Here is a 26022-nt window from a genome sequence, read left to right on the forward strand (position 1 = left end):
CCTGGAAAGCGAAGTCCTGTCGTGACAATGGCGGGGGCGTCAGAGCGCGCGCACCACCCACTGCCCTTGCGCCTGCACCAGTTCGCGGTCGCAGGCGAATTCCTCGATCTCGTGCTCGTGGCCCGGCAGCACGCACACGACCGTCTCGCCCTGCTCGCGCAGGCGCCGGATGGCCGCCCGCAACGCAGCATCCTCGCCCCATGGCGCGCGGATGGCGGCACGCGTGCCGTCCACGCGCGCGAGGCGCACGAGTTCTTTCAAGTCGGCGCTGAAGCCCACCGCGGGCCGCCGGCGGCCGAACACCGCGCCCACCTCGTCGTAGCGGCCGCCTCGCACGAGGGAGTCCGCCCAGCCCTCGGCGTACACGGCAAAGCGAGGCCCGCTGTAGTAGGCATAGCCGCTCAGATCGGCCAGGTCGACGCTCAGCCGCACGTCGGGATGCGCGCGGCCCACATGCTCCACCAGCCAGCGCAGGTCGGCGAGCGCAGCCTGGATACCCGGCCGGGCGGGCAGCACCTGCGCCGCCTCGTCGAGCACCTCCGGCCCGCCGTACAGACCGATCAATGCCGCCAGCCCCTCGCGCGATGCCGCAGGGAAGTCGGCCGTGATCTCCGCGAGACGCGCGGCGTCCTTGGCGGCCAGGCAGCTGTAGACCTCCTCCAACGTCGCAGCATCGGCCGTGACGCCGGCCAGCAGGCCGTGCACGATGCGCGCGTCGGCCATGTCCAAGGTGAGCCGTCCGATGCCCACGGCGCGCAGCGCCTCGAGCGCGAGTTCCTGGGACTCCAGGTCGGCCTCGAGCCCCGCATGCCCGTAGATCTCGGCGCCAAACTGCAGCGGCTCGCGCGTGGCGTGGAGCCCTGAAGGGCGGGTGTGCAGCACCGGGCCGCAATAGCACAGGCGGGTGACGCCTTGGCGGTTGAGCAGATGGGCGTCGATGCGGGCGACCTGGGGCGTCGTGTCGGCGCGCACGCCCATCGTGCGGCCGCTCAGCTGGTCCACGAGCTTGAAGGTGCGCAAGTCGAGTTCCCGGCCCGTACCCGACAACAGCGACTCGAGGTACTCCAGCAGCGGCGGCATGACGAGCTCGTAGCCGTAGCTGCGCGCCGCGTCCAGCAGACTGCGCCGCAGTTCCTCGATGCGCCGCGCCTCGGAAGGCAGCACATCGGCGATGTGCTCGGGCAGCAGCCAAGCAGACGTCATAGAAAACACCGGGGGATTAAAAGCGCGATTGTACCGGCGTGACGCCGCCCGCCCCTCGGCACACGGGGTGCGGGCGTCAGCCCATCAACCACAGCAGCAGGGCCCCGCCCATCATGCTGGCAAGGCCCAGGAAACGGATCTGGCCGTCACGCAGCCGCAAGGCCTGCTCGAACACCCGCCGCCAGGTGGCCGGACTGAGAAAGGGCAACAGACCCTCGATCACCAGCACCCAAGCGAGTGCCATCCACAAGGGATCCTTCATCGCGCGAGCGTCAGCGGCTGCTGCGTGCCGGGGCCGCTCCACCCCGCATCGCGCGGAAGAACTCGGTGTCGGTGTCGAGCACCATCACGTCGTTCTTGTTGCGAAAGCTCTGCCGGTAGGCCTCGAGGCTGCGGTAGAACTGCGCGAACTGCGCGTTCTGCCCGAAGGCCGACGCGTAGATGGCCGCCGCCTTCGCGTCGCCCTCGCCCTTGATGCGCTGGGCATCGCGATACGCTTCGGCGATGATGATCTCGCGCTGCTTGTCGGCATCTGCACGGATCTTCTCGCCTTCGGCAGCGCCCGTGGAACGCAGTTCGCTCGCCACCCGCTTGCGCTCCGACTCCATGCGGCGATAGACGGCCTCGGTGATGCTGGCGGAGAAGTCCACCCGCTTGGTGCGCACATCGACGATCTCGATGCCCAGGGACTTGGCGTCGTCCGCCAGCCGCTGCCGCACGCCCTGCATCACCCGTTCGCGCTCGATCGCGATGACCTCCCGCACGGTGCGGCGGGTCACTTCCTCGTTGAAGGCAGCCTGCACGATCGAGGCGAGTCGTGTCTCGGCATTGCGCATGTCCACCCCGTTGGTGCGGATGAACTGACGCGGATCCACGATGCGCCACTTCACGAGCCAGTCCACCACGAGGCTCTTCTTCTCGGCGGTGAAGATGGGGCGCGTCTCCGGGGCGTCCAGCGTCTGGATGCGGCGGTCGAGAAACACGACGTTCTGGAACGGGGGCGGCATCTTGACCTTCAAGCCCGGCTCCTGAATCACTTCCTTGATCTCGCCGAGCGCGTACACGACCGCGAACTTGCGCTGGTCGACGACGAAGAGCGTCGAACCGGCCACCACGAGCACCAGCAGCAGGGTCGAAACGATGAGTCCGATGCGATTCATGATTCTCTTTCTGTCGTGGTGCGGGACTTATCGGCTCTCGCGCTCGCGCGTACGCTGGTTGTCGCGGGCGCGGGTGTCGGCGGGTGTGGGGGACGGAGCCGACGTGCTCTCGCTGCCCGAGGGAGCGGCCGCGGCCCCGGCGGAGCCGTAGGCCGCGCCGCCGGTTTGCTGCATCAGCTTGTCGAGCGGCAGATACAGCAGGTTGCTGTTGTTGCGCACATCCACGAGCACCTTCGCGGTGTTGGCGTAGATCTGCTGCATCGTCTCCAGATACAGGCGGTCGCGCGTGACGCCCGGCGCCTTCTCGTACTCGACCAGGATCGCGCGGAACCGGTCGGCATCGCCCTCGGCCTGGGCCACGATCCTCGATCGGTAGCCCTCGGCCTCCTCGCGCAGCCGCGAGGCGGTCCCCTGCGCGCGCGGAATCACCTCGTTGGCATAGGCCTGCGCTTCGTTCTTGAGGCGCTCGCGGTCGGCCCCCGCCTTGAACGCGTCGTCGAACGCGGCTTGCACCTGCTCGGGCGGCTGCACGCTTTGCACGTTCACGTTGGCGATGAGGATGCCGGCGCTCAGCCTGTCGAGCTGGGACTGGATCAGCTTGACCAGGTCGGCCGCGATCGCGTCGCGCTGCTCGTAGAGCACTTGGTCCATGTTGCTGCGCCCGACGATCTCGCGCACCGCGGACTCCGCCGCTTGCACCACCGCATCGTCCGGGCGGCGGTTCTCGAACAGGTACTGCCGCACGTCCTTCAGGCGGTACTGCACGGTGAAGCGGATGTCGACGATGTTCTCGTCTTGCGTCAGCATCGAGGAATCCCGCAGGCCCGTGGCGGGGATGACCGAGGCGCTGCCCACTTCCACCGAGCGCAGTTGAGTGACGGGCACGACCTCGTGGGACTGGAACGGGTACGGCATGCGCCACTTGAAGCCGGCGTCGGTGGTGTAGGCGAACTTGCCGAACGACATCACGACCGCCTGCTGGCCTTCCTGCACGATGAAGAAGCCGCTGCCGAGCCAGATGAGTACGACCACCCCCGCGATCAGGCCCGCGCCCAGGCCGGCGCCGCGCATGTCGGGCTGAAAGCCTCCACCCCCGCCGTTGCCGCCCGGGCGGGGCCCGCCACCCTTGCCACCGAACAGGCCGCTCAGCTTGCGATTGAAGTCGCGCCACAACTCGTCCAGGTCCGGCGGGCCGTCATTGCGTCCTCCGCCCGGCCCCCCCTGCTGATGGCGGGTGGGCTCATTGGCTTGTGGATCGAGCTGACGCCCCCAGCGTGAATCGTTCAGGTTCAAGAGCCGGTGGCCCGTCCAGCGAACAGTGCCCGCCAGAAGGCGCGCGAGCGCCAGGCTCACCGCCTTGATGCGGCCGCCGACGGCCCGACCCGACCTCGCTCGGGAAGCGTAAGAGGTGCTCGTGTTCATGCTCTTGCAGTGGAGACTCGATTCTTCTGTGTGTCGGCCGATGCGCAGGCCGGGGCGGGCTCGCCGTCCTCGGCCGGCGTCTGCGGCTCGGCGGCCACCGGCAGTTCGAGCTGCCCGAGCGCCGCCTGCGCGATGATATGGCGCAATTCGTCCAATCCCTCGCCCTGCGCTGCGCTCACGAACACGCGCGGCACGGTGCGGTGGGGCTCGACCTCGAAGGCATCGACCGCGGCGCGCGGGCGGCCGGAGGCCTCGAGCAGATCGACCTTGTTGAAGACGACCACTTGGGGGATGTCGTCGGCCTGGATCTCCTTGAGCACGCGCTGCACCTCCTCCACCTGCTCCTGCCACGACGGGCTGGCCGCGTCGACGACGTGCAGCAGCAAGTCCGCATCGGCGGCTTCCTGCAGCGTCGCCTGGAAGGCTTCGACCAGGGTGTGCGGCAGATCGCGGATGAAGCCCACGGTGTCGGACAGCGAGACCGACCGCTCGGCCTCCGCCAGGTAGAGCTGCCGCGTGGTGGTGTCGAGCGTGGCGAAGAGCTGGTCGGCCGCGTAGGTGCGGGCCTTGACCAGCGCGTTGAACAACGTGGACTTGCCGGCGTTGGTGTAGCCGACGAGCGAGACGGTGAAGGTGTTGTTGCGTTCGCGCGAGCGCCGCTGCGTGCTGCGCTGCCGTTTGACCCGCTCCAGCTGCGCCTTCAGCGACTTGATGCGCTGGCCGATCATGCGGCGGTCCAGCTCGATCTGCGTTTCGCCGGGACCGCCCCGGTGACCCACGCCACCCCGCTGCCTTTCCAGGTGGGTCCAGCGGCGCACGAGCCGGGTGGAGAGGTACTGCAGGCGGGCCAGTTCCACCTGGAGTTTGCCTTCGTGGCTCTGAGCGCGGCGAGCGAAGATCTCCAGGATGAGCGTCGTCCGATCGGCCACCGGCACGCCGAGGAACCGCTCGAGATTGCGCTGTTGGGCCGGGCCAAGCGCTTGATCGAAGAGCACCGACTGCGCCTGGTGGGCATCCACCAGGGCCTTGATCTCCTCGGCCTTGCCGCTGCCCACGAACAGGGCCGGATCGGGCGACTTGCGGCGCGCCGTGAGTCGCGCGACCGGCTGCTCCCCCGCGGACTCGGCGAGCAGCGCCAGCTCGTCGAGCGTGGGGTCGAAAGGCGAACCAGGGCCGAAATCCACGCCGACCAGCACAGTGCGGGTCGGGCTCGCCGGAGAAGAAGAATTCAAAGTGGGGGTCGCGTCAGCCGTGATGAGAAGGAGGAACCCGCGGCATGCGGGCGCCCGGTGTCGGGCACCCGGTGGCCTCAGTGAGATTCGGACTGCTCTCCGACGTGGAAGTTCACTGCGCGACCCGGCACGACGGTGGAAATCGCGTGCTTGTAGACCATCTGGGTCACGGTATTGCGCAAGAGCACCACATACTGATCAAAAGACTCGATGTGGCCCTGCAGTTTGATGCCGTTGACGAGATAGATCGACACCGGCACGTGTTCCTTGCGCAGCAGGTTCAGGAACGGGTCTTGTAGAAGTTGCCCTTTGTTACTCACGATATGCTCCGTGTTGAAAAGTTCCGGAGCCCGCACGTTAACACAGGGCCCCGGGGTTCCGACCAGGGGGTCAGGAGTCCTTCTCAGTGAAGGGGTTGCGGGACGAGCGCATTTCGATGCGCAAGGGCGTCCCCACCAACTTGAAATGCTCCCGGAAGCGCCCTTCCAGGTAGCGCTTGTAAGCCTCGGTGACGTGCTCGAGCGAATTGCCGTGGATGATGATGCGCGGGGGGTTCATGCCGCCCTGGTGCGCGTAGCGCAGCTTGGGGCGGAACATCCCCGCGCGTTTGGGGGCCTGGAACTGGACGGCCTCGTGCAGCAGGCGCGTGAGCACCGGCGTCGGCATCTTGCGGAAGGCCGAGGCGTGGGCGTCGGCGATCGCTTTCCACAGCGGCCCCAGACCTTGGCGCTTGAGCGCCGAGATGTGCAACACCGGAGCGAACTTGAGGAAGGCCAGGCGCTGCTCCAGCGAGCGCTGCAGCATCTGGCGCTGGTAGTCGTCGACCGCGTCCCACTTGTTGACGGCGATCACCACCGCTCTGCCGTTGTCGAGCACATAGCCGGCGATGTGCGCGTCCTGGTCGGTGACGCCCTCGGTGGCATCGAGCAGCAGCACGACCACATTGGACTCGGCGATGGCCTGCAACGTCTTGACGACCGAGAACTTCTCGATGGCCTCGAAGACCTTGCCCTTGCGCCGCAGGCCGGCCGTGTCGATCAGCTCGAAGCGCTGCCCGTTGCGCTCGAACGGCACCCGGATGGCGTCGCGCGTCGTGCCTGGCAGATCGAAGGCCACCAAGCGCTCCTCGCCGAGCCAGGTGTTGATCAGGGTGGACTTGCCGACGTTGGGGCGCCCGGCGACGGCGAGCTTGATGACGGGCGCCTCGGCGTCTTCCTCGCCCTCCTCCTCGCCGAGCTCGGGTGCGGGCTCCAGCCCTTCCAGGGCGGCTTCGACCAGGCTGCGCACGCCCTGCCCGTGGGCCGCAGAGATCGCGTGCGGCTCGCCCATGCCCAGCTCGTAGAACTCGGCGAGCTGCGGCGCGTCCCGCATACCCTCGGCCTTGTTGGCCGCGAGGATCACGCGCTTGTCGGTGGAGCGCAGGTACTGCGCGATGTCGTGGTCCTGTGCGGAAAGGCCGGCTCGCACGTCGACGACGAAGACGACGGCATCGGCCTCGGCGACCGCCTGCTTCGTCTGCTTGGCCATCTCGCGCACGATGCCCGTGGAGGAATCAGGCTCGAAGCCGCCGGTGTCGATGACGATGAACTCGTGTTCGCCGACCTTGCCGTCGCCGTAGTGGCGGTCGCGGGTGAGGCCGGCGTAGTCGGCCACGATCGCATCACGCGAGCGGGTCAGGCGATTGAACAACGTCGACTTGCCGACGTTGGGTCGTCCGACCAGTGCAATGACGGGTTTCATGGTCGATGGCTTTCAGTCAGTCGCGCAAGGGAGGCCGAGGGGTGGACAAGAGGCGGTTCATGGCAGCCGGTACGCGTGCACCGAGCCGTCGCGGGTGGCAAGCAGCAGGGTCTGTCCCGCCACCAGAGGCGGCGCGGCCAGTGCCGAACCGAGCTCCAGGCGGCCGAGCGGCTGCCCGTCGCGCGAGGCGAGCAGGTGCACGTACCCCTGCTCGTCCCCCACGACGAGCAGTTCGCCGGCCACCGCCGGCGCCGTGAGCCCGCGGAAGCGGAACCGCTCGGTGGACCACAGCACCTCGCCGTTGCCCCGGGCGCGCGCCGTCACACGGTCGTGCGCATCGACGCCGTACAGGCGCTGGCCTTCGAGAGCGACACCGGCGGTGCCGCCCGTGTTGCGCGACCAGAGCAGCGAGCCGGTGGCCGCGTCGATGCATCCGACTGCAAGCTGGTACGCGCGCACGCAAACGGTACGGCCGTCGCGTGCGGCGGGGCCGACCAGGTCGGCCAGCCGCTCGACCTCGTTGACCCCGCGCGGCGAGGCGACGGTCACTTCCCAGCGCGGGGTGCCGCGCAGGGGGTCGACGGCGGCCAACCTCGAGCCTTGGCCCACCAGGAGCGTGTCGCCCATCGGCATCAGGATGCCCGGGTGGGCCAAGGTGAGCGGGTCGCCGGGGCGTTGCAGCGTCCAGAGCTTGCCTCCGTTGACGGCGTCGAAGGCATGGACCGAACGGTCGGAGGCGTAGACGAACACGCGCTCGCCGGCCACCAGCGGCGCCGTGACGGTGGCCGACGGCAGACGCCGGCGCCAGATCTCCCGGCCCTGCTCGAACACGATCAGCTCGTTGTTGCGGCTCACGACCGCGCTCCAACGGCCGTCGCTGCCGACACCTGCCGCCACCGGGACTCCGGCGTTGGCCTGCCACGCGACCTGCCCGCTGGCGAGCTCCAGTGCCGCAAGCTGCCCCTGGCTGTCGGCCACCAGCACACGGCCGCCCACCACACGCGGCGTGAGTGGGTAGGCGAAACGGTCCATGCGGTGCGACCACAGCCGCTGCAGCTGCACGGCCGAAGGCGCCGGCTGCTCCAGCGGCGTGGGCTTGGGCTTCTCAGGACCGCCACAGGCGCCCAGAAGCAGCGCTCCAAAGACGGCCAGGATGCCGAGACGCGAACGAGCGACGGTCTTGCTCATGCCCGTCTCCTCAACGCGCCGCCGACGCTGCGGCCTCCGGCGCCGGGGGTGCGCCGAGTGCGGTCAGCTTGGCCAGCACGAGCTGGCGCAGGTCCTGCGATTCCGGGATGGCCTTGTAGGCCTTCTCGTACTGCGCCTGGGCCCCGGCCTTGTCGCCCTTGGCCATCAGCGCGTCGCCGCGGCGATCGGCCGCCAGCCCTTCGAATGCCGGCGGCATGTTCTCCAGCAGCTTCAGGGCTTCGTCATGCGAGCCCGAGTCGATCAAGAGGCCCGCCAGACGCAGTCGCGCCAGCGCCTTGTACTCCTCCTGCTTGGCTTGCTCGGCCACCCATTGGAGCGCGGCGCGGCCCGCCTCGTCCTTGGCCTTCGCCTGCAAGGTGCTCGCCGCCAGCAACCCGGCCTGCGCGGCGTAGGCGGTCCTGGGATAGCGCTCCTTGATGTCGGCGAAGGCACGTTGGGCCCGGTCGGCGTCGCCCGCCTGGGCGGCACGCTCCACCTCGTCGAACAGCGCACTGGCCTCGACGGCCTGCTTGCGCTGCCACTGCTGCCAGCCGTTCCAGGCCGCGAAGGCGCCGAGCGCGAGGATCAGCGTCCAGGTGATGAGGTTGCCGTACTGCTTCCAGAAGTGCTTGAGCTGGTCGAGCTGTTCCTGTTCTTGGAGATCGAGATGGGTCGCCATGGACGTTCCGTGCAGGAGATGCGGCGGTCGGAGCCGCTCAAAAAGCGAGGGCCGCAGCGCGGCCCCGCGGCGTGATTATGCGGTGAGGAGTTCCGCAGCCCAGCGGGCCACGTCGGCCAAGGGGCGGGTGCGCTGCTCGCCCCCGCCCTCGCGCAGCGGCTTGATCGCGACCAGCCCCTGCGCAAGCTCACTCTCGCCAAAGATCAGTGCGTAACGCGCGCCGCTGGCGTCGGCCCGTTTGAACTGGCTCTTCATGCTGCCCGGGCCGTCGCGGCCGGCCGCATGCATCAAGACGGACACGCCGGCCGCCCGCAAGGCCTCCACGGTGGTCATGGCCGGCGCCAGGGCCTCGCTGCTCGGCACGACGGCATAGGCCGCCGGCCCCGGAACGTCGGGCTCCACGCCGAGTTCCTTGAGCAGCTCCAGCACCCGCTCGACGCCGAGCGCCCAGCCCACCGCCGGCGCCGGCTTGCCCCCGATCTGCTCGATGAGGTAGTCGTAGCGCCCCCCGCCGCAGACCGTGCCCTGCGAGCCGAGCCGATCGGTGACCCACTCGAAGACGGTGAGGTTGTAGTAGTCCATCCCGCGCACGAGCCGGGGGTTGATCCTGTACTCGACGCCGTTGGCCTCCAGCACGCGCCGCACGGCGTCGAAGTGCGCCAGCGACTCCTCGCCGAGGTACTCCAGCAGCTTGGGCGCGCCCTCTACCAGTTCCTGCATCGCAGGATTCTTGGTGTCGAGGATGCGCAGCGGATTGGTATGCAGGCGCCGCTGCGCATCCGCATCGAGCGCGTCACGGTGCTTCTCGAAGTAGGCGACCAGCGCTTCCCGGTGGGCGCGACGCTCCTGTGGCTGGCCCAGGCTGTTGAGCTCGAGCCGCACATCGGTGAGCCCGATGTCGCGCCACAGCGACCGGCACATCAGGATCAGCTCGGCATCCACGTCCGGCCCCGCAAAGCCGAGGGCCTCGGCACCGATCTGGTGGAACTGCCGATAGCGGCCGCGCTGCGGGCGCTCGTGGCGGAACATCGGCCCCATGTAGTAGACGCGCTTGCCGCCGTCGTACAACAGCGAGTGCTCGGCCACAGCCCGCACCACGCCGGCGGTGTTCTCGGGCCGCAGTGTCAGGGGGTCGCCGTTCATGCTGTCGACGAAGGAGTACATCTCCTTCTCGACGATGTCCGTCACCTCCCCCAGGCCGCGCACGAACAGCGGCGTCGGCTCCACGATCGGGGTGCGGATGTTGGCGTACCCATAGCGGTGCATCAACGCGCGCACCTTGTCTTCGAACCACTCCCACCGCGCCGACTCCGGCGGGAGGATGTCGTTCATGCCCTTGACGGCACGGATTGCCTTGTTCTGGTCTGCCATCTGATTCTTGCTCTGCTCGCGAGTGGCGCCGTCCCGACCCCCGGGCCGTCAGGCCACCGTCTTCGCGCCGAACCGGCGCTCCACGTAGTCCTCGACGATCTTCTGAAACTCCTGCGCGATGCCCTCGCCGCGCAAGGTGAGGGCCTTCTGACCATCGATGAACACAGGCGCAGCTGGCGCCTCGCCGGTGCCGGGCAGGCTGATGCCGATATCGGCGTGCTTGCTCTCGCCGGGACCGTTCACGATGCAACCCATCACCGCCACCTTGAGGCTCTCGACACCCGGATAGCGTGAGCGCCACACCGGCATCTGCATGCGCAGGAAGTCATCGATCTGCTTGGCCAGCTCCTGGAACACCGTGCTCGTCGTGCGCCCGCAGCCCGGACAGGCAGTCACGCTCGGCACGAAGATCCTCAGACCCAAGGCCTGCAGGATCTCCATCGCCACCACCACCTCCTGCGTGCGCGGCTCGCCGGGCTGCGGCGTGAGCGAGACCCGGATCGTGTCGCCGATGCCCTCCTGCAGCAGAACCGACAGCGCCGCGGCCGAGGCCACGGTGCCCTTGGTGCCCATGCCCGCCTCGGTCAGGCCGAGGTGCAATGCATAGCGGCAACGCTCGGCAAGCGCCCGATAAACGGTGACGAGGTCCTGGACGCCGCTCACCTTGCACGACAGGATGATCTGGTGCGCCGGCATGCCCAACGCCTCCGCCTGTCGGGCCGACTCGATCGCCGACGTGACCAGCGCCTGGTACATCACCTGCTTGGCGTCCCAAGGCTGAGGCCGGCGCGCGTTCTCGTCCATCATGCCCGCCAGCAGCTCCTGGTCCAGGCTGCCCCAGTTGACACCGATGCGCACGGGCTTGTCGTAGCGCATCGCGACTTCGATCATCTGCGCGAACTGACGGTCGCGCTTCTCGCCCTTGCCCACGTTGCCAGGATTGATGCGGTACTTGGACAGCGCCTCGGCACACGCGGGCACATCGGTCAGCAGCTTGTGGCCGTTGTAGTGGAAGTCGCCGACCAGCGGCACGTCCACCCCCATGCGGTCCAGTTGCTCGCGGATCGCAGGGACGGCCTCGGCCGCTTCGTGCGTGTTGACCGTGATGCGTACCAGCTCGGAACCCGCCTGCGCCAGCTCCTTCACCTGGATCGCGGTGCCGATCACGTCGGTGGTGTCGGTGTTCGTCATCGACTGCACGCGCACCGGGGCATCGCCGCCGATAGTCACGACGCGCGGGCCCCAGACGACGCGCGCCTGCAGCGAGCGGCGCGGCGCCGGTCGAGCCGGGTCGATGGGCGCGTTCAGGGGCTTGAGGGTCTCGTGCATGACTGGCCCTTCTGGCGAGCGGTCAGCGCAGCTCGACGCGGGCGACGTTGTCGCGCACGTAGGGCTTGAGGTCGAGGGGCTGGCCCCGCACTGACACTTCCGTCACACTGGCATTGCCGATGAGCAGGCGCAGCGGCAGCGGGCCGTCCACCGGGGCGGTTTCGCCGCTGCGCATCAGCTTGGACAGCAGCACCCGGCCGGTCGCGTCGCGCACCTCCACCCAGCTTTCGCCGCTGGTACGCACGACCAGCAACCCGCCGGCGTCGCCGGCACCCGCTGGCTCCTGCGGCGCGGGCGCAGCCGGGGCCGCAGCAGGCTGGGCGACCGCGGCAGCCGGGCCTGAGTTCGCACCGGACACCGAGGCGGGTTGCAGCGGCGGCAGCACCGGCTGTTGCACCGCCAGCTCCGAGGCCGGCGAAGCGGGAGACGCGGGCGCGGCCGGCGCGGCAGGGCCGGAGGCGGGCGCGCTCGGTGCGGGCGACGAGGGGGTGGCCTCCTCGCCCCCACCCAGCGAAGGCAACATCCCCGCCGGCATGAGCCACAGCGCCAGCGCGGCCAGCAGGATCAAGAGGGGCAGCCACACCGCCGGCCGGCTCCACCAGGCCAGATCGAGCCGATCGCTTCGCCGCAGGCCGCCGTCTCGGAACGGCTGGTTCAGGCCGACGGCCACATGCTCGAGGCGCGACGGTGTGCCGGGCTCTGGCAGGCGCGCAAGCACCGGGGTCGGGTCGATCTTGAGGAAACGGCAGACGGTCTTGGCCAGCGCGCGGGCGAACGTCGGATCGGGCAGTTCGTCGTAGCGGTCGTCCTCCAACGCCTCCAGCTTCTGGACCGACACCTTGATCGACGCGGCCAACGCGGCGATGTGGACCCCGGCGGCTTGCCGGGCGGCCTTGATCATCTGGCCCGCCGTTTGCCCGGCCGGGCCTTGCCCCTCGGACGAAAGGGACGGATCGCGCTCAGTCATCGTATCGGCCCTGCTCGAAGGCAGCCGCCTCCCGGGAGCCCGGGAAGCGGCGACGAAGTTGTTCGCCGAAGTCGCGCGCGCCCCCGCGGTTGCCGAGCTTGTGCTCGATGCGCGCGGCAAGCCACAGGGATTCCGCATTGACGAGCTGCGGCACCGCGTTCACCCGGCGTACATAGAAGCGGGCGCGCTCGTAGTCCCCGCGGCGGTGAAGCACGGCGGCCAGGTTCATGGCCGTGGCCGGGTTGCCCGGGTCCATCTCGTAGGACTTCATCAGCGTGGCCTCGGCATCCGCGAGCTCGCCCGCGCGGGCCTGGCACACGCCCTTGGCCAGCAGCGTCTTCGTGGGCTCGCGGTACTGCGGGATCGCGAGCGCCGCGTCGAACTGAGCGTACGACTCCCGGTAGCGCCGCTGATTGCAAAGGAACCAGCCGTAGTTGTGACGGGCGTCCGCGTCACGTACATCCAGTTGGAGCGCACGGCGGAAACTTTCCTCGGCCAGTCGGTCCTCGCCGAGGTTCGAGTAGACAAGCCCGCGCAGGTTGTACGCCTGCGGCGAATTGGGATCGGCCTGCAGCGCCTGCTTGATCTCGTCGAGCGCGGTGCGGGCCTGGCCCTGCGCGAAGTACGCCGCGGCCAATTCGAGACGGATGCGCGCCCGCTTCTGCGCCTCGGTCTCGTCCGAGGCGGTCGTGATGTCGCGCTCCCCCTGCCCGCCCGGCGGCGTCGCACAACCAAGCAGGGCCAAGACGGTCAGAAACGCCCAGCTCCAGGGCCGCCACGCAGTGCGCAGGGGACGATTCATCGAGTCTCCTGTCGGCTCTCGCCGCTGATGGGTTGGATACGGATCGGCTGTCGCGTCAACCGCTTGTGGACGTTGGTCCGGTCCTGCACCTCGCCGGCCAACTGGCCGCACGCGGCGTCGATGTCGTCGCCGCGGGTCTTGCGCACCGTCGTGACGATGCCCGCCTGGATCAGCACCTCAGCGAACGCCTGGACGCGCTCACGCGGCGAGCGTTTGAGGCCGGACGCCGGGAACGGATTGAACGGGATCAGGTTGAACTTGCACTGCACACGGCCGCGCACCAGGTCGACGAGCGCGCGCGCGTGTTCGGGGCCGTCGTTGACGCCGTCGAGCATGCAGTACTCGAAGGTGATGAAGTCGCGCGGCGCTGCCTCGAGATAGCGATTGCAGGCGTCGATCAACTCGGCCAGCGGGTACTTGCGGTTGAGCGGCACCAGTTCGCTGCGCAAGGCATCCGTCGGCGCATGCAGCGACACCGCCAGCGCGACCGGGCAGTCCTCGCGCAGCCGGTCCATCATGGGCACCACGCCCGAAGTGGAGACCGTCACCCGCCGCCGCGAGAGGCCGTAACCGTGGTCGTCGAGCATCACTCGCAGCGCGGGCACGAGTGCGGCGTAGTTCTGCAGCGGCTCGCCCATGCCCATCATCACCACGTTGGTGATCGCGCGCTCGCCCGGAGCAAGGCGAAGCCGCTCCCGCAGATGGTGCTCGGCGAACCACAGCTGAGCGAGGATCTCCCCCGTCGTCAGGTTGCGGCTGAAGCCCTGGTGGCCGGTGGAACAGAACCGGCACCCCACCGCGCAGCCGGCCTGCGACGAGACGCACAGCGTCCCGCGATCGTCTTCCGGGATGAAGACCGACTCGACGGCGTTGCCGCCGCCGACGTCGAACAGCCACTTGACCGTGCCGTCGCTCGAGGCCTGTTCGCTCAGCACCTTGAGCCCGCGCAGCTCGGCTGCCGTCTTCAGCTTGGCGCGCAACGACTTCGCGAGGTCGGTCATCTCGTCGAAATCGCTCGCGCCCTTCTGATGAATCCAGCGAAACAGCTGGGTCGCGCGAAAGCGCTTCTCGCCCAGCCGCTCGCAGAACGCGGCCAATCCGTCGAGATCGAAGTCGAGCAGGTTGGCCGTCATGGCATGACTTTCCTGAGAAGCGGGGACTTGAGCCGTGGTCAGCGGCTGTAGACGCTCATCCCGGGGAAGAAGAAGGCCACCTCGACGGCCGCCGTCTCGGGCGCGTCGGAGCCGTGCACCGCATTGGCGTCGATGCTCTCGGCGAAGTCCGCGCGGATGGTGCCGGGCGCGGCCTTCTTCGGATCGGTGGCGCCCATCAGTTCACGGTTCTTGGCGATCGCGTTCTCGCCTTCGAGCACCTGCACCATGACGGGGCCGGAGATCATGAACTCGACGAGGTCCTTGAAGAAGGGACGCTCCTTGTGCACCGCGTAGAACTGCTCGGCCTCCTGGCGCGAGAGGTGGACCATCTTGGCCGCCACGATCTTCAGACCCGCTGCCTCGAAGCGCGAGTAGATCTGGCCGATGACATTCTTGGCCACGGCATCGGGTTTGATGATCGAGAGCGTGCGTTCGATCGCCATGAAAATTCTCCTGGATCAAGTACTTGGCAAAGCTTTTTATTCTACCGCGCGAAGGCCCCGCGCCGGTGCGAAAGCCGGGCTTCCCGCCCCGTGCGCCATGGCTTTGCGCACGGGATGCGCTACCGCCGCCGCGGGGTGCAGAAGCCGGCGGGAACCGCCTCAGCGGCGCCGGCCGCGCTTGCCGCCGCCGAAGCCCTTGTTGGCGTTGGAGCCCCCGCCGGTGCTCGTCGTTCCCAGGCCCTTCGGCCCGTGCGGGCGGCGCAGGAAGGCATCGGAGCCGATGTAGCCGACGCTGGTCTGCATCGGATCAGGCTGCTTCGGTCCATTGCCCCCCTTCTTGCCCTTGGGCTGTTGCGCAAAACGCTTGTCGTACGTCTGCACGAGCGGGTCGGGGATCGCCGGGCCGCGGCCTTGCGCGCGCCCGGCCTTGCCGCCGCTGCCGCGAGCCTCGGCACCGCGCTTGTTCTTCGCACCGCCCTTCTGGGCCGGCTGCGCGCTGGCCTCTCCTTGCGCCAGGCGGCGGATGGCACGCACGTCCTGCTCGTCGAGCTCGACCCACATGCCGCGCTTGAGCCCGCGGGGCAGCACGACGTTGCCGTAGCGGATGCGGATGAGGCGGCTGACGGTCAGCCCGACGGCCTCGAACAGTTTGCGCACTTCGCGGTTGCGCCCCTCGGTGATCACGACACGGTACCAGCGGTTGGCGCCTTCGCCCCCGCCCCCGTCCTCGATGGACTTGAAGCTCGCGACCTGCCCGTCGATCTTGACGCCCTCGATCAGCCGGCGCCGCGCGTCGTCGTCCAGGTCACCGAGGACGCGCACGGCATACTCGCGCTCCACGCCGAACCGCGGATGCATGAGCTGGTTGGCCAGTTCGCCCGAGTTGGTGAAGAGCAACAGGCCCTCGGTGTTGATGTCCAGCCGGCCCACGGATTGCCATTTGCCCTGAGAAAGCTTGGGCAGGCGCCGGAACACGGTGGGGCGATTCTGCGGGTCGTCGTGCGTCACCACCTCGCCCACCGGCTTGTGATAGGCCAGCACGCGCGGCGGCGGCGGCGCGATGCGCAGCTTGATCGGCTTGCCGTTCACCCGCACCTGGTCGCCGTAGGAAATGCGCTGTCCGATGTGCGCCGGCTCACCATTGACCGAGATCCGCCCCTCGAGGATCAGCTGCTCCATGTCGCGGCGCGAGCCGATGCCCGCCTGTGCGAGCACCTTGTGGAGCTTCGGGGCCTCGGCGTCCGGTTGGAGGACGCGCTTGGCCGGCTGCGCCGGCGCGGTTTCGTCGCCCTCCTCGTCGAACTGCCCCGACAGAACCTCGGCAAAACGCTCGCTGGCCGCCTGCTGCGGGCCGCTGGCCCGCGGGGCCGGGCGTCCACCGGCGCCCGTCGCGGGCGCCCCCGCAGGAGCCTCGCCGCGACCGCCTTTTGCCGCGCGCCGGCCTCGGCGGTCGCGGCGCTTGCGGCGGTCGCCTTCGCCCTCGCCTTCTGCCCCGCCTGAGGGGACACCCGGTTGTTGGCCGTCTTCGGCCAGCACCGCCTCAGGCCCGACCGCCCCTGCCCCTTCCTCGGGCATCCCGCCCGGCGTGCGCGCGGAGGCAGGCTCGCCCGACATGCCGGCGTCGGCCTGCGGCTCGGCTCGCACCACCGCGTCGGCCGAGTCGGCGCTCGGGGCGGCTTCCTCGCCTGCGGCCTTCTTGCGCCGGCGTGTCGTCTTGCGCGCGGCGGCCGGCTCCTCGGCCGCCGCCGGCGCCGCGGCCTGGGCCGGGTCGGAGGAAGCATCGGCGCTGGGGACTGCACCCTCGGCCGCCTCGGCGGCCGCCTTCGGTTTGCGCGTGGAACGACGCTTGGGCTTGTCGGTCGCCGGCGCGGGAGCCTCGCCGCCCGCTTCGCGAAGCGCCTCCTCCTGCAAGTCGGAGGCCGGGGACGGCAGGTCGTGGGAGTCAGGATTCATGGCGGGGAGCTTGCTCTGAAGAGATGGTGAATGCGGAGTTGGCGCGGTCGGTGTCTTGGTGTTCGACAGGGCCGTCGTCGTTGCGGGCCGGCAGCCCAGGCGCGGGCTGCGAGGCCTGGCCCAGGAGCCCTTCGGGCAGGGCTCCGGCGTCGGATACCGCGTCTGCGGGCACAGGAGGGGCGAAGGCGGAAGCGTCGTTGCCCTCGCGGACGGATGGACCCTGCGCCACGGGGGAAAGAAGCGTTCCTTCGGTCGAGGCGCTCGACGCCTCACCCGGTGCGACCACGGCCGATGGCGAAGCAGCGGATGCAGCCTCACCGGCAATCGGCGCGCCTTCCCCCTGGGACGGCGCCGCGCCGGCCGCCGCCTCGTGGGACGGCTCCTCGCCCGTCGCCGGCCCGATCAGCGGCGGCTCGGCCGCCACCTCGCCGGCACTCACGTCGGTCGGCCCGGCATCGGCCGATGCGACGAGTTCGAGCAACGAGCCCTGCTCGGGCTGGCGGTCGGCCGAGCCCCCTCCCGCCGGCGGGCTCTCGAGCGCCGGCAACTGGTCCAGCGACGCCAGACCCAGATCGTCCAGAAACTGCTTGGTGGTCGCGTACAGAGCCGGGCGCCCCGGGGCCTCGCGGTAGCCGATGGTGTCGATCCAGCCGCGGTCCTCCAGCTGCTTGATGATCTGGCTGCTCACGGTGACGCCGCGGATGTCCTCGATGTCGCCGCGCGTCACCGGCTGCCGGTAGGCGATGATCGCCAGGGTTTCCATCGTCGCACGCGAATACTTGGGCGGTTTCTCGGGATTGAGCCGGTCCAGGTACTCGCGCATCTCCGGTCGGCTCTGGAAGCGCCACCCGCTGGCCACGGCCACCAGCTCGACACCCCGCCCCTGCCAGTCGCGCACCAGTTCGTCCAGCAGCATGCGCAGGGTGTCGGGCCCGAGTTCGTCGTTGAAGAGGGCCCGCATGTCGCGCAAAGGCAAGGGCTGGTGTGCGCACAGCAGCGCCGTCTCGAGGACGCGCTTTGCATCCTGTGTGTTCATGGAGTGTCGTGTGTCGTCCTCAACCGGATCGTGCGCCGACGCGCATCTCGTGTTCTTTCTTGTCGGTCGGGTTCATGCACCCGTCGGGCGGCGGCAGCACCGCGCTGCACATCCGGGGCTCGCCGCCGATGTGCGGCGCACACCAGCCGGGCGGCCTCCCTCTGCAAGCAAGGGGCATGGACCGGAGCATACCGTCGCCTTCTGGCGCGGCGCCCGACGAGAGGCGCCGGGCAGGCCGCCCGGGGCATTGGGTGCGGCCGGGGTCGCCACCCCTTGCGCGATGTCCCGACGGGCAAGGGGTCACCCACGGGTTGTCGGTCCATTGTATCCGTATCCCGCGGCCCACTCCGCACACGATCCGGACCCGCTCGCACTTCTCATCCCGGCGGCGCGGTGCCCAGCGCCGCGCGCCAGGCGGAGTCGAGGTCGGCGGGCACCGGCGCGACGAATTCGAGCGGCTCTCGGGTGATGGGGTGCGCGAAGCCCAGGCGGGCGGCATGAAGCGCCTGACGTCGCAATCCGAACATCGATCGGCCGCCGTACAGCGCATCGGCCACGAGCGGAAAGCCGCAATGCGCGAGATGCACCCGGATCTGATGGGTGCGCCCCGTGTGCAGTCGGCATCGCACGCCGGTGGCGCCCTGCCCCCGTCCGAGCACTTCGACGTCGGTGCGCGCCGGCTTGCCGGAGGCCACCACGGCCATGCGGACCCGGGATTGGGGATCGCGCCCGATGGGTGCCTCGATGCGGGCGAGGCGCTGCGGCTCGCGCACCTCTCCGCAGACGAGCGCCAGGTACTCGCGCTTGACGTCTCGCGCCGCGATGTCGCGCACCAGCCGGGTCATCGCCTCGAGTGTCTTGCCGATCACCATGAGGCCGCTCGTGTCCTTGTCCAGGCGGTGCACGATGCCCGCCCGAGGCAAGGCCATGGCGCCTCGGTGGTGCGCCAGCACGGCGTTGAGCACGGTGCCGGACCAGTGCCCGGCCGCCGGATGAACCACCCATCCCGCGGGCTTGTCGATCACCAGCACATGATCGTCCTCGTGCACCACGCCGAGCGGCAGCGCTTCGGGCCGGAACGCCTGACTCTGCGGGGTGGGCCGCAGTTCGACCTCGACCCGCTGCCCGGCCTGCAACTTGCGGCTCGCGGTGGTGGCGCGGCGGGCGTCGATCTGGACGCAACCTTCCTCGATCAACTGCTGCAAGTAGCTGCGGGAGAACTCCGGCGCGAGCGACACCAGCCACTTGTCCAGCCGCAATCCGTGGGCCGAAGGGTCGACCACCGCTTCGCGCCGCTCGGCCTCGGCGGCCTCGGGTGCTTCGGGCCCCTCGACCTCTGCCAGGGAGTCCTCGGCAGGAACGAGCGTGATCGAGTCGTGGGGAGCGGAACCTCGAGGGGCCGACATATAGAATCCGCGATTCCTGGATGAACGAGGCGGGCCGTCCCGCCACGCGAGCGTGGTATGAGTGCTGGAATGCCGTTGTGGGGAAGTCGTGCGGGCCTGGGCGCCGTCGCGGTGATGCTGTCGCTGCTGGCGGCCTGCTCGTCCACGCCGAAGGACGAGACGGCCGGCATGTCGAACGAGAAATTGTACGCAGAGGCGCGTGACGAAGCGGCGGCCGGCAACTACGAGCGCGCGATCCGCTTCTACGAGCGCCTCGAGGGCCGCACGGCCGGCACGCTGATGTCGCAGCAGGCGCAACTCGAGCTGGCCTACGCGTACTACCGGGCCAACGAGAAGGCCCAGGCGCTGGCGACGCTGGACCGCTTCATCAAGCTCCACCCGAGCAGCCCCGCGCTGGACTACGCGCTCTATCTGAAAGGCCTGGTGAACTTCAACGACAACCTCGGGCTGTTCGGTCGTCTGTCCCGGCAGGACCTCTCCGAGAGGGATCAGCAGGCAGCCAAGGAGTCGTTCCAGACCTTCCGGCAACTGGTGGAGCAATTCCCGGACTCGCCCTATGCCCCCGATGCGCGCCTGCGCATGAAGTACATCGTCAATTCGCTGGCCGCCTATGAAGTGCACGTCGCCCGCTATTACTTCCGGCGCGGCGCATACCTGGCAGCGGCCAACCGCGCGCAGCAGGCCGTCCAGGACTACCCGGAATCTCCCGCCATCGAGGAAGCGCTCTTCTTGTTGAGTCAAAGCTACGACAGGCTGGGCCTCACCCAACTGCGCGACGACGCGCAACGGGTGCTGAAGGCGAGCTTCCCCGAGAGCGCCTTCCTCACCCGTGGCTTCGAGGCCGACAACCGGCCCTGGTGGCAGCTCTGGTGAGCCCTGGGGCCGGGAGCGGTAACGCCCTGTAGGGCGGCAAGCGGTGACGCCGCCGCGTTCGCCGCTGCATGGCTTGTGGCGGCTGTGGCAAGGGCCTCGGCAGGACCTCAGGCGGCCACCTGCTGCCTGGCCGGCAGCAGGTGCGTCAGCCGCAGCTTGTCGCCACCCGCATAGATGCGGCGGAAGCGCAAATAGCCCGCGCCCAGGACGAACGGCTCGCGGCCGCGCGTTTCCATCTCCGGGATGCGGCCGGTGGCCTTGTAGTGCTGGATCCAGGCCAGCTCTTGGCGGTTGAAGTGCAGGGTCGGCTGCGGCTCGTTCCAGCGCCGCGAGTGCTCGACTTGCGCCAGGTACTCGTCGTACTCGCGCACCCAGCGCTTCAGGCCCTCCTCGACCTCGGAGGCTTCCCAGCCCGAGAGCTTGAACCACGCGCGCGAGTCGTGCACCAGCGTCTCCAGCAGCGAGGCGACCGCCTCGGGCACGTCGTCGCGGTCCCACCAGTCGTTCAGGTCCTCCCACTCGTCGAAGCGGCCGTTGTCCAGCCCCGGCACGCGCCGCTCCTCGATGCGCATGCAGGTGCCCACCACCGCGTCCTCGCACCGGGAGTGCGGATTGCGTCGCTCCCCGCGCCAGGCCTCGAAGCGCCGCATCTCCTCGCAGAACTCGCGGTCCGCGCCGACGATGTCGTTGCGGTCCTCCTGCCGGGCGGCCGCCAGCACCGGCATCTGGCCGGCCCGCCCGGCCCAGCGCTTGCGCCACAGGATCGCCATCTCCATCTGCGTGCGCATGATCGCGCGCATCGGCGCCATGCCGGCGCGCGGGTGCGCTTGCGCATAGCGTTCGCTCGCCTCGATGTAGGCATTGAACGCGGCGAGGGTGGAGCGGGCGATCAGGAAGCGTCGTTTGGCGGTATCCGATGCCAGTTCGAGCTTGAACGGCACCCCTTGCAGCCGTGCCTCGCGGTACATCACCGCCAAAGGAATGCGCGACAGCAAGTCCGCTCCTTGCGGATCGGTGCCCCGCCCCTGCTCGCCCGGCGCATAGCCGCCGCCCACATCCGAATGCACGCCTGGAAAGACGATCTCCTGGCAGCCCGGCGGCAGTTGCTCGCCCACGCAAACCGAGTCCAGCGGGAACGAGCGGCGCACCTCGTGGGCCGAGACCAGGTGGGTGCATTTGATGCCGGGCGGCACGCGCATCGACACCTCCGCGTCGGCCCAGTCGCCATGGCCGTGGCTGATCAGCGCGCTGGAGGCCAGGCCCACCGAGGCGACGGTGTCGAACAGGCCCAGGAAGTCGAACTCGACCGGAAAGCCCCCCAACGTGCGACCGCTGCGCCCGAGCAGCCGCGCATCGAGCTCGCACAGCGCGACGAACCAGTTGGCGAAGACCCGTGCCGCCGTCGCCCCGCGCGAAAAGCCGAAGGCACTGACGTACAGGTGGCGCACGATGCCCGGGTCCACCCGTTGCGGCTGCCCGGTGTGCGGGTCCGGCATGTGAGGCCCAAGCGCCTGGTGCAGGCGCTCGAGCCCTGTTGCAGCCGCGCCTGCGTGTTGGCGGCCTGAAAGCCATCGGCCTCGTGCATCACGAAGCGGGGCGAGCGGCGCAGCGCGTGGCGGTTCAGGTCCACCTGGCGCGCCAGCGCGAGCACCTCGGCGTTGGACAGCAGTGGCGCCTTGTGGAAGTAGCGGTGCACCGCGTTGATGGCCTGCGCCAGCGCCCAGACGATGCGCCGCTCGCCCCAGCGCGCGAAGGCCGACCCGAGCTTCTCGTCCAGGCCCCGGCCGCTGTCGTCGATTTCTTCGAACGGGGTGCCCACGCCGGGCATGTAGATGCGGAAGTAGTTGGGATACGCCGCCTCGTTGGGCCAGCGCACGCGCTCGTCGAGCATGGCCTGCGGGGCAATGGTCTGCCCCGGGTAGGCATCGAACAGCCGCGCGACGTTGGAGTGCGTGTGGTCGCCGCGCTCCTCGCTCAGGCCGTAGTGGTTGCGCGTGCCGTCGAAGAAAAAGCCGAAGAACAGGTTCGTCTCGCACGAGCGGCCGGGTTGGCCGATGGCGGGGGTTTCGCGGGGAAGGGTGAACGTCTCGTAGATGCGGTCCCGCTCCCCTTTGCTGAAGAGTTGTTCGTAGACCGAAGGGTCCTGGAAAGTCTGCGGCACTTGAGATGCCAGGCTGACAGCCGCGTTCATGGCTTGGTGCTCTCCATCTGTCTAAGACGGTCCTTCGCCGCTGCCAGCTTTTTCGCCCCTTCTTTTTGAAGCGCTTCTTTGAAGCGCGGATCGTGGGCGCCCGAGAATCCCTCGAGATCTTTCGGCGAGTACTTCTGCCGGAACCGCCACGCTTCTTCGAGCTCGGCTGATGGCAAGCCGTCGATGAGTTCTTGGTAGTAAGGGATCAACCCCGCCACCTTGTCGTACTCGATCTGCCACAACTTGAGCTTGTACTCGCGGCTCGGCACGGGCCAGTGCTTGAGCTTGCCCGGCCACTTCGGGTGGCCGGGGTCCACGGCGCTGGCCAGCACCTCGACGCTGCCGTCCTCGTAGAACAGCGCCCACAGCACGCCCGGCTCGTCGGTGGGGTACGGCGGCAGTTCAGCGGTCAGCCACACGGGGCGCTCTTCGCGCACGTCGGCGTGGTACCAGGTGTAGCGCAGCTTCACCTGGATGCCTGGGCGCCACTTGCGCGGCAGGGCATAGCAGCACAACGTACCGGCCCCCGAGTAAGGCGTCACCGGCGGGCCACCCGCCACCTTCTTGTTGTCGGCAGGGTCGATGAACAGGAAGCCACTGAGCTCCCGACCGGTGTAGTTCACCGCCGTGACGGCCACGGCGTCGCGGTCCGACGGCATCGAGCTGGCGCAGCCGACGAGGAGCGTCACAAGAGCGCCGAGGACCAGGAGCCAGGGCACGCGGCATCGTGGGGACATACACAAGCGGCTCATGGGCGGGTCACCTTCATTCGATCTCCTCGTAAGGGGTGCTTACGCCGGGCAGGTAGATGCGGAAGCAGTTGGGATACGCCGCCTCGTTGGGCCAGCGCACGCGCTCGTCGAGCATGGCCTGCGGGGCAATGGTCTGCCCCGGGTAGGCAGCGAACAGCCGCGCGAGGTTGGAGTGCGTGTGGTCGCCGCGGCGCCGCGGGCAGCTCCAGGTGGTGCCGCCGCGCGGCGGTGCTCGTCTCCAGCCCCGCCGCCACGCCCAGCGCCTCGGCCATCGCCTGCAGCAGCGCCCAAGGCGCGGTCTCGTCCGGCGCCGCCGGCGCCAGCCGCTGTGACATCGATCCCTCCCTCGTTGTTTTTGATCTGGACTGGACCCGGGGAGCCCGGCCCGTCGCGGGGCCCGACGTTAGGCCCGCCCCCGCCCCGGGTCAATCCCGCCGCAGGGGGAGGGTGAAACGACTTGTGACGAGATGGGAGAATGAGGCAGGCCGCTGGAACGGGGCCTGCGCGACGTGCCTGCGCAGGGCAGCCCTTGTAACTTCAACCCCGCGGACCGGCTCGAGTCGCCCAAGCGGCTTGTGGGCCAAGCGCTGAGCCCGCGCCGGAGCACGGGGCGCCCGAGCTGGACCGTCCCTTCTTGCAGCCCGAACGGTTGTAGGGATTCGAAGCTCGCATAGATCGGGATGGGAGCGAAGGGACTGTCGGACGCTGTATTCGTGGTCACCAGCGGCTGCTGGCCGGCGGCAAACGCAAGAAAGTAGCGCTGGTGGCGTGCGTGCGCCCGTTGCTGACCACGCTCAACGCCATCGCCCAACACCGCCCGCCATGGAACCCGGCGCTGCATCGCGCTTGACTTTCAAGACGATGGCTCAGGCCGTCGGTTCGGGCAGTGCCGTCTTCAGCTCGTCGATCCACGCCAAGGCTTCGTCCAGGGTCGCCACGCGCTGCATGGGCGGCAAGGCCGCGAGGAGGCGCCGTCCGTAGTGCATGCGTGCCAGCCGCGGATCGCACACGACGAGCAGTCCGCGGTCGGTCTCGGTGCGGATCAGCCGCCCGGCCCCCTGCTTGAGCGCGACGGCGGCCTCGGGAACGAAGTATTCGAGAAAGGCGCTGCGCCCTTCGCTTTCGAGCTTGCGCACGCGGGCCTCGACGAGCGGATCGTTGGGCGGCGGAAAGGGCAGCTTGTCGATGACCACGCACTGCAAGGCCTCTCCCGGCACGTCGATGCCTTCCCAGAAGCTGTGCGAGCCGACCAGCACGCACGGCTCGCCGGAGGTGAAGCGTTGCATCAGCTGGCGCTTCGGTGCGCTGCCTTGCACCACGACCTCGATCGGCAGGTCCATGTCGTCAAAAGCGGTACGCAAGTCCGCAGCAATCGGAGCCAAGGCCCGCAGGGTGGTCGTGAGCACGAAGGTGCGCCCGCCCAGCCGCCCCGCCAGCCGAGCCGCGAGGGCCGCGACTGCCTGCGGGTGCTCGCCGCTGTTGGGAGCGGGAAAGCGCTCGGGCACATAGACGCGGGCGTGGCGCAGGTAGTCGAACGGGCTGCCTACGCGCAGCACCCGCGCGTCGTCCAGGCCTGTCGGCTCGGTGAACCAGCGCAGGCGCTCGTCGTCACCCAGGGTGGCGGACGTGAAGATCCAGGTGCGGGGCTGCGCCTGAAGCTGCTCGGTCATCGTCTGGCGGATGTCCAGGGGAGCCTCCACCAGGCGCGCCTGCAAGGGACTGAGGTCGATCCAGCGAACGCGGTCTGCGGCCGTCTCTTCGGCGAAGCAGCGGGCGCGACCCGCCAGCTCCCGGGCGCGCTCGGCCAGCTTGACGAAGTCGGGCGCGAGCTCGCTGACCGTTTCGAGCCCCTCCTCCGCGCGGGCGAGTTGCTCGGCCAACCGCGCCAACGCAGCACCGAAATCGGCCCGCCCGGCGCGTTCCTGCCAACGCAACTTCAGGGTGCCGCGGGACTCGCGCAGGGGCCCGGCGGCGGCCAGACGCAAGTCGCGTGCGGCGTGCTCGCACGCCGAGGCCAGCTCTTGCCAGGGCACCAGGCCCCGGGCGTGGCCGAGCCCGGCGGCCAGCATGTCGCGCGAGAAGTCGATCACCTGCCCCGTGCTCAGCATGCGACCGAGGAACTGCACCCCCGCCTCGGCGAGCTGGTGCGCCTCGTCGAAGACGAGCACGTCCACGCTCGGCAACAGCTCGGCCATGCCGGTTTCCTTGAGCAGCAGGTCGGCGAAGAAGAGATGGTGGTTGACCACGACGACGTCCGCCGCCAGCGCTTCCCGGCGTGCTTTCATCACATGGCAGGCGCGGTAGCTGGGGCAGTCGCTGCCGAGGCAGTTGTCTCGGGTGGACGTGATGAGCGGGATGACAGGCGAGCGGTCGTCCAACCCGTCCAGTTCGGCCAGGTCGCCCGTGCGGGTGACCTGCGCCCACTGTTCTACCTTGGCGAGCGCGCGCACGGCGTACCGGTCGGGCAATGTCGCCGTGTGGCGGGCCTGCTCCAGCCGGTGCAGGCACAGGTAGCTTGCACGGCCCTTGAGCAGCGCGATCTGCACCGGCACGGAAAGAGCGTCGCGCACGTGCGGCAGGTCGCGCAGGAAGAGTTGGTCCTGCAGGCTCTTGGTGGCGGTGCTCACCAGCACGCGGCCGTCCGCCAGCAAGGCGGGAACGAGGTAGGCGTAGGTCTTGCCGACGCCGGTGCCCGCCTCGGCCACGAGGACGGAGCGCTCGGAGATCGCACCGGCCACGGCGAGCGCGAGCCGCGTCTGGGCCTCGCGCTCCCGGTACGACGGGTCGACCTGAGCCAGCGAGCCGTCGCACGCGAAGGCCTGCCGCACCGCCGTCACCAGGACGTGCTCCTGCGCGTCGCGGTCGGCGACGTCGCCCTGGGCTTCGGGGGCGGTCATGCGGGCTCTTGGGGCTGGAGCTGCGCTTCCAGGCGAGCGATTTGGTCCCGCAGCAAGAGCCGACGCTTCTTCAGGCGCCGCAGCGCGAGCTCGTCGAAGGGGCGCTGCAACTCGGCCTGGTCGATCAGGCTGTCGAGGTCTGCATGCTCCATGCGCAATTCGATCAGGCGACGCTCGGGCGAATGCAGGTTGTCGGCGATGGGGACCATCGGTAGGAATGCCCG

The 26022-nt window shown here is 69.3% G+C and carries 24 protein-coding genes and 1 pseudogene; 2 read left to right on the plus strand and 23 right to left on the minus strand.

Annotated features, from left to right (window positions below):
* Positions 1-39: 39 nt before the first annotated feature.
* The 18 genes from OMP39_RS08610 to OMP39_RS08695 all read right to left on the minus strand — a co-directional run bounded on the left by OMP39_RS08610 (position 40) and on the right by OMP39_RS08695 (position 19085).
* The gene (locus tag OMP39_RS08610; protein WP_264891342.1) at positions 40-1203 is read right to left on the minus strand and encodes an ATP phosphoribosyltransferase regulatory subunit; all 1164 of its coding nucleotides are present in this window, start codon (positions 1201-1203) and stop codon (positions 40-42) included.
* Positions 1204-1279: 76 nt separating this feature from the next.
* Positions 1280-1447: a DUF2065 domain-containing protein gene (locus OMP39_RS08615; RefSeq protein ID WP_264891343.1), complete on the minus strand. Its 168-nt coding sequence runs from the start codon at positions 1445-1447 to the stop codon at positions 1280-1282.
* Between the two features lie 28 nt (positions 1448-1475).
* The gene (hflC, locus tag OMP39_RS08620) at positions 1476-2363 is read right to left on the minus strand and encodes a protease modulator HflC (protein WP_264891344.1); all 888 of its coding nucleotides are present in this window, start codon (positions 2361-2363) and stop codon (positions 1476-1478) included.
* A 27-nt stretch (positions 2364-2390) separates the two neighbouring features.
* Positions 2391-3785 carry an FtsH protease activity modulator HflK gene (gene hflK, locus OMP39_RS08625; protein WP_264891345.1) on the minus strand — a complete coding sequence of 465 codons (1395 nt, stop codon included), beginning with the start codon at positions 3783-3785 and terminating at the stop codon, positions 2391-2393.
* Positions 3782-5017, minus strand: a complete 1236-nt coding sequence (hflX, locus tag OMP39_RS08630) for a GTPase HflX (protein ID WP_264891346.1) — start codon at positions 5015-5017, stop codon at positions 3782-3784. The genes hflK and hflX overlap by 4 nt, the downstream gene beginning before the upstream one ends.
* A 77-nt stretch (positions 5018-5094) precedes the next feature.
* Positions 5095-5337: an RNA chaperone Hfq gene (gene hfq / locus OMP39_RS08635; protein WP_264891347.1), complete on the minus strand. Its 243-nt coding sequence runs from the start codon at positions 5335-5337 to the stop codon at positions 5095-5097.
* A 70-nt stretch (positions 5338-5407) separates the two neighbouring features.
* Positions 5408-6757 (minus strand): ribosome biogenesis GTPase Der, encoded by a 1350-nt coding sequence (gene der, locus OMP39_RS08640; RefSeq protein WP_264891348.1) that lies wholly within the window; start codon positions 6755-6757, stop codon positions 5408-5410.
* 57 nt (positions 6758-6814) lie between these two features.
* A complete protein-coding gene (bamB, locus tag OMP39_RS08645) occupies positions 6815-7945 on the minus strand; it encodes an outer membrane protein assembly factor BamB (protein WP_264891349.1) in 1131 nt (376 codons plus the stop codon).
* A 10-nt stretch (positions 7946-7955) separates the two neighbouring features.
* Entirely contained in the window at positions 7956-8624 is a 669-nt protein-coding gene (locus OMP39_RS08650; protein ID WP_264891350.1) for a YfgM family protein, read from the minus strand.
* A 75-nt stretch (positions 8625-8699) separates the two neighbouring features.
* Positions 8700-9995 carry a histidine--tRNA ligase gene (gene hisS / locus OMP39_RS08655; protein ID WP_264891351.1) on the minus strand — a complete coding sequence of 432 codons (1296 nt, stop codon included), beginning with the start codon at positions 9993-9995 and terminating at the stop codon, positions 8700-8702.
* Between the two features lie 48 nt (positions 9996-10043).
* Positions 10044-11324 carry a flavodoxin-dependent (E)-4-hydroxy-3-methylbut-2-enyl-diphosphate synthase gene (gene ispG, locus OMP39_RS08660; protein ID WP_264891352.1) on the minus strand — a complete coding sequence of 427 codons (1281 nt, stop codon included), beginning with the start codon at positions 11322-11324 and terminating at the stop codon, positions 10044-10046.
* Between the two features lie 22 nt (positions 11325-11346).
* Entirely contained in the window at positions 11347-12225 is an 879-nt protein-coding gene (locus OMP39_RS08665) for a helix-turn-helix domain-containing protein (protein WP_264891353.1), read from the minus strand.
* A 58-nt stretch (positions 12226-12283) separates the two neighbouring features.
* Entirely contained in the window at positions 12284-13093 is an 810-nt protein-coding gene (gene pilW / locus OMP39_RS08670) for a type IV pilus biogenesis/stability protein PilW (RefSeq protein ID WP_264891354.1), read from the minus strand.
* Positions 13090-14226, minus strand: a complete 1137-nt coding sequence (gene rlmN, locus OMP39_RS08675) for a dual-specificity RNA methyltransferase RlmN (RefSeq protein WP_264891355.1) — start codon at positions 14224-14226, stop codon at positions 13090-13092. Before rlmN ends, pilW begins: the two co-directional genes overlap by 4 nt.
* 38 nt (positions 14227-14264) lie before the next feature.
* Complete coding sequence (gene ndk, locus OMP39_RS08680) at positions 14265-14690, minus strand: nucleoside-diphosphate kinase (RefSeq protein ID WP_264891356.1); 426 nt, start codon at positions 14688-14690, stop codon at positions 14265-14267.
* A 159-nt stretch (positions 14691-14849) separates the two neighbouring features.
* Complete coding sequence (gene rluB / locus OMP39_RS08685; protein ID WP_264891357.1) at positions 14850-16643, minus strand: 23S rRNA pseudouridine(2605) synthase RluB; 1794 nt, start codon at positions 16641-16643, stop codon at positions 14850-14852.
* Positions 16633-17679 carry an SMC-Scp complex subunit ScpB gene (gene scpB / locus OMP39_RS08690; protein ID WP_264891358.1) on the minus strand — a complete coding sequence of 349 codons (1047 nt, stop codon included), beginning with the start codon at positions 17677-17679 and terminating at the stop codon, positions 16633-16635. The genes rluB and scpB overlap by 11 nt, the downstream gene beginning before the upstream one ends.
* 377 nt (positions 17680-18056) lie before the next feature.
* Positions 18057-19085 (minus strand): RluA family pseudouridine synthase, encoded by a 1029-nt coding sequence (locus tag OMP39_RS08695; RefSeq protein WP_264891359.1) that lies wholly within the window; start codon positions 19083-19085, stop codon positions 18057-18059.
* A gap of 69 nt (positions 19086-19154) precedes the next feature.
* On the opposite strand from OMP39_RS08695, the gene OMP39_RS08700 reads away from it, so the two are divergent.
* Complete coding sequence (locus OMP39_RS08700; RefSeq protein ID WP_264891360.1) at positions 19155-19958, plus strand: outer membrane protein assembly factor BamD; 804 nt, start codon at positions 19155-19157, stop codon at positions 19956-19958.
* A 107-nt stretch (positions 19959-20065) separates the two neighbouring features.
* Here OMP39_RS08700 and OMP39_RS08705 read toward each other — a convergent pair whose 3' ends face one another.
* Genes OMP39_RS08705 through OMP39_RS08715 form a run of 3 tightly spaced genes read right to left on the minus strand, consistent with a single transcriptional unit; the run spans position 20066 to position 22868 of the window.
* A complete protein-coding gene (locus OMP39_RS08705) occupies positions 20066-21223 on the minus strand; it encodes a DUF2235 domain-containing protein (protein ID WP_264894507.1) in 1158 nt (385 codons plus the stop codon).
* Complete coding sequence (locus OMP39_RS08710; protein ID WP_264891361.1) at positions 21199-22149, minus strand: DUF2235 domain-containing protein; 951 nt, start codon at positions 22147-22149, stop codon at positions 21199-21201. Before OMP39_RS08710 ends, OMP39_RS08705 begins: the two co-directional genes overlap by 25 nt.
* Positions 22146-22868 carry a DUF3304 domain-containing protein gene (locus tag OMP39_RS08715; protein WP_264891362.1) on the minus strand — a complete coding sequence of 241 codons (723 nt, stop codon included), beginning with the start codon at positions 22866-22868 and terminating at the stop codon, positions 22146-22148. Before OMP39_RS08715 ends, OMP39_RS08710 begins: the two co-directional genes overlap by 4 nt.
* A 751-nt stretch (positions 22869-23619) precedes the next feature.
* Between OMP39_RS08715 and OMP39_RS08720 the strand changes: the two are divergent.
* A pseudogene (locus OMP39_RS08720) lies at positions 23620-23751 on the plus strand (IS110 family transposase); the annotation flags it as partial.
* Between the two features lie 16 nt (positions 23752-23767).
* Here OMP39_RS08720 and yoaA read toward each other — a convergent pair.
* Positions 23768-25798 (minus strand): DNA repair helicase YoaA, encoded by a 2031-nt coding sequence (yoaA, locus tag OMP39_RS08725; RefSeq protein WP_264891363.1) that lies wholly within the window; start codon positions 25796-25798, stop codon positions 23768-23770.
* Positions 25795-25998 (minus strand): DUF465 domain-containing protein, encoded by a 204-nt coding sequence (locus OMP39_RS08730; protein ID WP_264894508.1) that lies wholly within the window; start codon positions 25996-25998, stop codon positions 25795-25797. The genes yoaA and OMP39_RS08730 overlap by 4 nt, the downstream gene beginning before the upstream one ends.
* Between the last annotated feature and the right edge of the window lie 24 nt (positions 25999-26022).

It is taken from the genome of Schlegelella aquatica, assembly GCF_026013905.1.
Classification (GTDB): Bacteria; Pseudomonadota; Gammaproteobacteria; order Burkholderiales; family Burkholderiaceae_C; genus Caldimonas; species Caldimonas aquatica.

Excerpts from the sequence above, each read along its gene's own strand:
- OMP39_RS08610 (WP_264891342.1), bottom strand. The coding sequence starts at position 1,203 with ATGACGTCTGCTTGGCTGCTGCCCGAGCACATCGCCGATGTGCTGCCT.
- OMP39_RS08615 (WP_264891343.1), bottom strand. The coding sequence starts at position 1,447 with ATGGCACTCGCTTGGGTGCTGGTGATCGAGGGTCTGTTGCCCTTTCTC.
- hflC (WP_264891344.1), bottom strand. The coding sequence starts at position 2,363 with ATGAATCGCATCGGACTCATCGTTTCGACCCTGCTGCTGGTGCTCGTG.
- hflK (WP_264891345.1), bottom strand. The coding sequence starts at position 3,785 with ATGAACACGAGCACCTCTTACGCTTCCCGAGCGAGGTCGGGTCGGGCC.
- der (WP_264891348.1), bottom strand. The coding sequence starts at position 6,757 with ATGAAACCCGTCATTGCACTGGTCGGACGACCCAACGTCGGCAAGTCG.
- bamB (WP_264891349.1), bottom strand. The coding sequence starts at position 7,945 with ATGAGCAAGACCGTCGCTCGTTCGCGTCTCGGCATCCTGGCCGTCTTT.
- OMP39_RS08650 (WP_264891350.1), bottom strand. The coding sequence starts at position 8,624 with ATGGCGACCCATCTCGATCTCCAAGAACAGGAACAGCTCGACCAGCTC.
- hisS (WP_264891351.1), bottom strand. The coding sequence starts at position 9,995 with ATGGCAGACCAGAACAAGGCAATCCGTGCCGTCAAGGGCATGAACGAC.
- ispG (WP_264891352.1), bottom strand. The coding sequence starts at position 11,324 with ATGCACGAGACCCTCAAGCCCCTGAACGCGCCCATCGACCCGGCTCGA.
- OMP39_RS08665 (WP_264891353.1), bottom strand. The coding sequence starts at position 12,225 with ATGATCAAGGCCGCCCGGCAAGCCGCCGGGGTCCACATCGCCGCGTTG.
- pilW (WP_264891354.1), bottom strand. The coding sequence starts at position 13,093 with ATGAATCGTCCCCTGCGCACTGCGTGGCGGCCCTGGAGCTGGGCGTTT.
- rlmN (WP_264891355.1), bottom strand. The coding sequence starts at position 14,226 with ATGACGGCCAACCTGCTCGACTTCGATCTCGACGGATTGGCCGCGTTC.
- ndk (WP_264891356.1), bottom strand. The coding sequence starts at position 14,690 with ATGGCGATCGAACGCACGCTCTCGATCATCAAACCCGATGCCGTGGCC.
- rluB (WP_264891357.1), bottom strand. The coding sequence starts at position 16,643 with ATGAATCCTGACTCCCACGACCTGCCGTCCCCGGCCTCCGACTTGCAG.
- scpB (WP_264891358.1), bottom strand. The coding sequence starts at position 17,679 with ATGAACACACAGGATGCAAAGCGCGTCCTCGAGACGGCGCTGCTGTGC.
- OMP39_RS08695 (WP_264891359.1), bottom strand. The coding sequence starts at position 19,085 with ATGTCGGCCCCTCGAGGTTCCGCTCCCCACGACTCGATCACGCTCGTT.
- OMP39_RS08700 (WP_264891360.1), top strand. The coding sequence starts at position 19,155 with ATGCCGTTGTGGGGAAGTCGTGCGGGCCTGGGCGCCGTCGCGGTGATG.
- OMP39_RS08710 (WP_264891361.1), bottom strand. The coding sequence starts at position 22,149 with ATGAACGCGGCTGTCAGCCTGGCATCTCAAGTGCCGCAGACTTTCCAG.
- yoaA (WP_264891363.1), bottom strand. The coding sequence starts at position 25,798 with ATGACCGCCCCCGAAGCCCAGGGCGACGTCGCCGACCGCGACGCGCAG.